This window comes from Micromonospora sp. NPDC002296, assembly GCF_040296145.1.
In the GTDB taxonomy this organism is placed as follows: Bacteria; Actinomycetota; Actinomycetes; order Mycobacteriales; family Micromonosporaceae; genus Micromonospora.
In genome coordinates, this window is sequence record NZ_JBEOWQ010000104.1 from 1 (window position 1) to 5487 (window position 5487).

The 5487-nt window shown below is 75.5% G+C and carries 2 protein-coding genes; both read left to right on the forward strand.

The window, feature by feature from the left end; translation table 11 throughout:
• The coding region (locus ABT023_RS28770) for a type I polyketide synthase (protein ID WP_350889803.1) at positions 1 to 4370 on the forward strand (4370 nt) is incomplete at its 5' end.
• Positions 4371 to 4417: 47 nt separating this feature from the next.
• A partial coding sequence (locus tag ABT023_RS28775) for a beta-ketoacyl synthase N-terminal-like domain-containing protein (RefSeq protein WP_350889804.1) occupies positions 4418 to 5487 on the forward strand: 1070 nt, incomplete at its 3' end.

The following is a 5487-nucleotide window of genomic DNA, read 5'->3' on the forward strand; positions in this document are numbered from 1 at the left end:
GTCGGGTGGCGTACGCGTTGGGGTTGGAGGGGCCGGCGGTGTCGGTTGACACGGCGTGTTCGTCGTCCCTCGTGGCGTTGCACCTGGCGGTGCAGTCGCTGCGGCGCGGCGAGTGTGACCTGGCGTTCGCGGGTGGTGTGACGGTGATGGCCACGCCGGGGTTGTTCGTGGAGTTCTCGCGGCAGCGGGGATTGGCCGCCGACGGTCGGTGCAAGGCGTTCGCGGCGGGCGCGGACGGCACCGGCTGGGGCGAGGGCGTCGGCGTGCTGCTGGTGGAGCGGCTTGCCGACGCGCGGCGCAACGGGCACCGGGTCCTGGCGATCGTGCGGGGGAGCGCGGTCAACCAGGACGGTGCCAGCAATGGGCTGACGGCGCCGAACGGCCCGTCGCAGCAGCGGGTGATCCGGCAGGCCCTCGCGTCGGCGGGGCTGTCGACGGCGGACGTGGACGTGGTGGAGGCGCACGGCACGGGCACGACGCTGGGCGACCCGATCGAGGCGCAGGCGCTGCTGGCCACCTACGGCCAGGGCCGCGACGAGCCGCTGCTGTTGGGCTCGGTGAAGTCCAACATCGGCCACACCCAGGCGGCGGCCGGAGTGGCCGGCGTGATCAAGATGGTGCTGGCCATGCAGGAGGGTGTCGTCCCGGCGACCCTGCACGTCGACGAGCCCTCGCCACACATCGACTGGACGTCGGGCGCGGTGGAGCTGGTCACCGAGTCCCGCCCCTGGCCGGGGGCGGACCGGCCGCGCCGGGCGGCGGTGTCGTCGTTCGGCATCTCCGGCACGAACGCGCATGTGATCATCGAGCAGGCCGACGAGCCCGCCGAGCCGGTCGCCGTCCCCGCCACGGCCCCGGGGTTGGTCGCCTCGGGCGTGACGGTGTGGCCGGTGTCGGCCCGGTCGAGGGCCGCCCTCGCCGGCCAGGCCGCCCGCCTGGCCCGGTACGTGCGTGAGCACGACGGCGTCGCGCCCGCCGAGGTGGCGTGGTCCCTGGCGACCACCCGGTCGACGTTCGACAACCGGGCGGCAGTCGTCGGGTCGAGCGTCGAGGAGCTGCTGTCCGGCCTGGACGCCCTGGGCGCGGGTGCGCCTGCGGGGACGGCCGTCACGGGCGTGGCCGCGTCGCACGGTGCGGGTCCGGTGTTCGTGTTCCCGGGTCAGGGTGCGCAGTCGGCGCGGATGGCGGCGGGTCTGGTGGGTCGGACGCCGGTGTTCGACGCGCGGTTGGCGGAGTGTCAGCGTGCCCTGGCTCCGTTCCTGGATGTGGATCTCGTCGCGGTGTTGACGGGCGGGGACGAGTCGTGGTTGGAGCGGGTCGAGGTGGTGCAGCCGGTGCTGTGGGCCGTCGGGATCGCCCTGGCGGCGGTGTGGCGGCACGCGGGCGTCTCCCCGCAGGCGGTGATCGGGCATTCGCAGGGTGAGATCGGTGCGGCGTGTGTGGCGGGGATCCTGTCGCTGGACGACGCGGCGAGGACGGTTGCTTTGCGTTCGCGTGCCCTGGCGGTGTTGCGGGGTACGGGGGCGATGGCGTCGGTGGACCTGTCCGCCGAGGCGGTGACCGCCCGCCTCGCGCAGTTCCCGGGTGTCGGGGTGGCGGCCGTCAACGGCCCGGGCACGGTGGTCGTGTCGGGTCCGCCGCAGCCGGTGGCGGACCTCGTCCAGGCGTGCACCGACGACGGCATTCGCGCCCGGTTGATTCCGGTGGACTACGCGTCGCACTCGGCGTCGGTGCAGGACGTCGCGGAGCAGTTGCGGGCGGACCTGGCCGGCGTGGCCCCGCAGGCCGGCGATGTGCGGTTGGTGTCGACGTTGACCGGGGACTGGGTCGACCCGACCTCCATGGGCGCCCAGTACTGGTACGACAACCTGCGCCGGACGGTGCAGTTCGACGCCGCCGTCCGGGTGGCGATCGCGGCCGGCCACAGCACGTTCGTGGAGATCAGCCCGCATCCGGTGTTGACGATGCCGGTGACGGCGATCCTCGACGACACCGGCACGGCCGGGCACACCCTGGGCAGCCTGCGTCGGGGCGACGACGACCCGACCCGGTTGCTGACGAACCTGGCCACCGCGCACGCCATCGGCCTGCCCGTCGACCTGACGAACGTGCTCGCCGGGACCGACGTGGTGCCGCTGCCCACGTACGCCTTCGACCGGGACCGGTTCTGGCCGACCGCCACCGCCGGGCAGCCCGGTCAGGACGACGCGCCCAACGGCGTCGACTCCGCGTTCTGGGCCGCCGTCGAGCGGGAGGACCTCCCCGCGCTCGCGGAACTCACCGCGCAGAGCGCCGCCGAATCCCTCGAACGGCTGGGCGCGGCCCTGCCGGTGCTCGCCTCCTGGCGGCGGCAGCAGCGGGAACGGTCCACCCTCGACGACTGGCGCTACCGCAGCGTCTGGCAGCCGTACACCGGGACGCCCGTCAGCTTCCTTCCCGGCGCCTGGTGGGTCGTCGCCGACGAGCGGCACGCGGCCGACGGCGAGACGGCGGTCGCCGAGCTGACCCGCCGGGGCGCCGACGCCCGGCTGGTGCTGCTGCCCGAACGGCTGGCCGACCGGGCCGCCGTCGCCGAGCACCTGGCCGCCGCCACCCGCACCGCCGACGGGGACACCGCCCCGGCGGACGGCGTCCTGTCGCTGCTCGCCCTCGCCGACGGCGCGGTCGACGACACCCAGCCGGTGCCGCCGTTCCTCGCCCGCTCGCTGGCCCTGATCCAGGCCCTCGGCGACCTCGACGTGTCCGCGCCGCTGTGGTGCGTCAGCCGGGGCGTCGCCGGCGCCACCCGGGGCGGGACCGTCGACCGGCCGGAGCAGTCGCTGCTCTGGGGCCTCGGCCGGGCCGTCGCCCTGGAACACCCCGAGCGCTGGGGCGGCCTGGTCGACGTGCCGGCCACCCTCGACGACCACGGCTGGGACCTGCTCTGCGCCGCCCTCGCCGGCCTCGACGGCGAGGACCAGCTCGCGCTCGACGGGGCCACCGTCCTCGTCCGCCGGTTGGTCCGGGCCCCCGCCGGAGCCCCCGCCGCCGACGCGCCCGACCACCCGGGCACCACGCTGGTCACCGGCGGCACCGGCGCGCTCGGCGCGGAGGTGGCCCGCTGGCTGGCCGCCCGGGGCGCCGAGCACCTGCTGCTGGTCAGCCGCCGGGGCGCGGACGCGCCGGGCGCCGCCGAGCTGGCCCGGGAGCTGACCGACGCGGGCACCCGGGTCACCGTCGCGGCCTGCGACGTGGCCGACCGGGCGGCACTGGCGAAGCTGCTCGACGACGTGCCCGCCGACGCGCCGCTGACCGGCGTCGTGCACGCGGCGGGCGTCCTCGACGACGGGGTCCTGGACGGCCTCACCGCCGACCGGATCGCCACCGTGCTGCGGCCCAAGGTGCTCGGCGCGCTGCACCTGCACGAGCTGACCGTCGGCCGGGACCTGCGCACGTTCGTGCTGTTCTCCGCGATGGCGGGCCAGCTCGGCGCCGCCGGCCAGGGCAGCTACGCCGCCGCGAACGCGTACCTCGACGCCCTCGCCGAGAAGCGGCACCGGCAGGGGCTGCCGGCCACCTCGATCGCCTGGGGTCCCTGGGCGGCCGGCGGGATGGCCGCCGCCGACCCGGCCGTGGAGGAACGTCGCCGCCGCACGGGCGTGGCCCGCCTCGACACCGCGCCCGCCCTCGCCGCGCTGGAACGGTGCGTGGCGCGGCGCGAACCGGCCACGCTGGTCGCCGCCGTCGACTGGGCCCGGTACGTGCCGGGGTTCGTCGCCGTCCGGCCCAGCCCACTGCTCAGGGGCGTCGCCGAGGCGCAGCGGGCCGTCACCGAGCGGGCCGACGACTCCGGGGCGTCCCCCGAGTCGCTGGCCGCCCTGCTCGCCGGGCAGACCGACGCCGAGCGGCGCAAGACCCTGCTGGAACTGGTACGCGGCCAGGCCGCCGCCGTGCTCGGGCACGCCTCGATGGACGCCGTCGAGCCGGACCGGGCCTTCCGGGAGCTCGGCTTCGACTCGCTGACCGCGGTGGAGCTGCGCAACCGGTTGTCCGCGACGACCGGCGTCCGGCTGCCCGCCACGGTGGTCTTCGACTACCCGACCGCGGCCGGGCTCGCCGAGTACGTCCGGGCGGCGATCGTCGACGGCGGGGTGGTCGGTGTCGCGCCGGTCTTCGGCGAACTGGACAGGTTGGAAGCGGCGCTCACCGGCTCGGCGCCGGACCGTAGCGCCCGGATTCGGATCACCGAGCGGCTGCGGGCGCTGCTCGCCTCCCTCAACGAGGACGACGCCCCGGCGGGCGGCGGCGGGGACACCGTCACCGAGAAGCTCCAGGACGCCACGCCGGACGAGGTCTTCGACTTCATCGACCGGGAGCTGGGGGTGTCCTGACGTGATCGCTGCTGTCTCGACGGGTCAACACAAGGAGTGCGCGGTCCATGGCTGACGAGGCGAAGCTTCTCGACTACCTCAAGCGGGTCACCGCCGACCTGCACCAGGTGCGGCAACGCCTGCGCGAGGTGGAGGCCGGCGAGCAGGAACCGGTCGCCATCGTCTCCATGAGCTGCCGTTTCCCCGGCGGCGTTCGGACGCCGGAGGACCTGTGGGAGGTCGTCGCGTCCGGCCGGGACGTGATCACCGACTTCCCGTCCGACCGGGGCTGGGACCTCGCCTCGCTGTACGACGCCGACCCCGGGCGGGTCGGCACCTCGTACACCCGGCAGGGCGGCTTCGTGCCCGAGCTGGCCGACTTCGACCCGGGCTTCTTCGCCATCTCCCCCCGGGAGGCCCTGGCGATGGACCCCCAGCAGCGGTGGCTGCTGGAGGCATCCTGGGAGGTCCTGGAGCGGGCCGGCATCGACCCGCACTCGCTGCGCGGCAGCCGCACCGGGGTCTTCGCCGGCAGCACCGGCCAGGACTACGGCGGCGTGCTGATGGGCGCCGCGCAGGGCCTGGAAGGCCACCTGATGACCGGCAACGCCGGCAGCGTCGTCTCCGGCCGGATCTCCTACACCTTCGGGCTGGAGGGCCCGGCGGTCACCATCGACACCGCCTGCTCGTCGTCCCTGGTCGCGCTGCACCTCGCCGGTCAGGCGCTGCGCCAGCGGGAGTGCACCCTGGCCATCGTCGCCGGGGTCACCGCCATGTGCACGCCGGCCGCCTTCGTCGAGTTCTCCCGACAGGGCGGCCTCGCCGAGGACGGCCGGTGCAAGGCGTTCGCCGCCGCCGCCGACGGCACCTCCTGGTCCGAGGGCGTCGGCGTGCTGCTGCTGGAGCGGCTGTCGGACGCCCAGCGCAACGGCCACCCGATCCTCGCCGTGGTGCGGGGCAGCGCCGTCAACCAGGACGGCGCGTCCAACGGCCTGAGCGCCCCCAACGGGCCGTCCCAGCAGCGGGTGATCCAGCAGGCCCTGGCCAACGCCGGCCTCGCCGCCGGCGGCGTGGACGTGGTCGAGGCGCACGGCACCGGCACCCGGCTCGGCGACCCGATCGAGGCGCAGGCACTGCT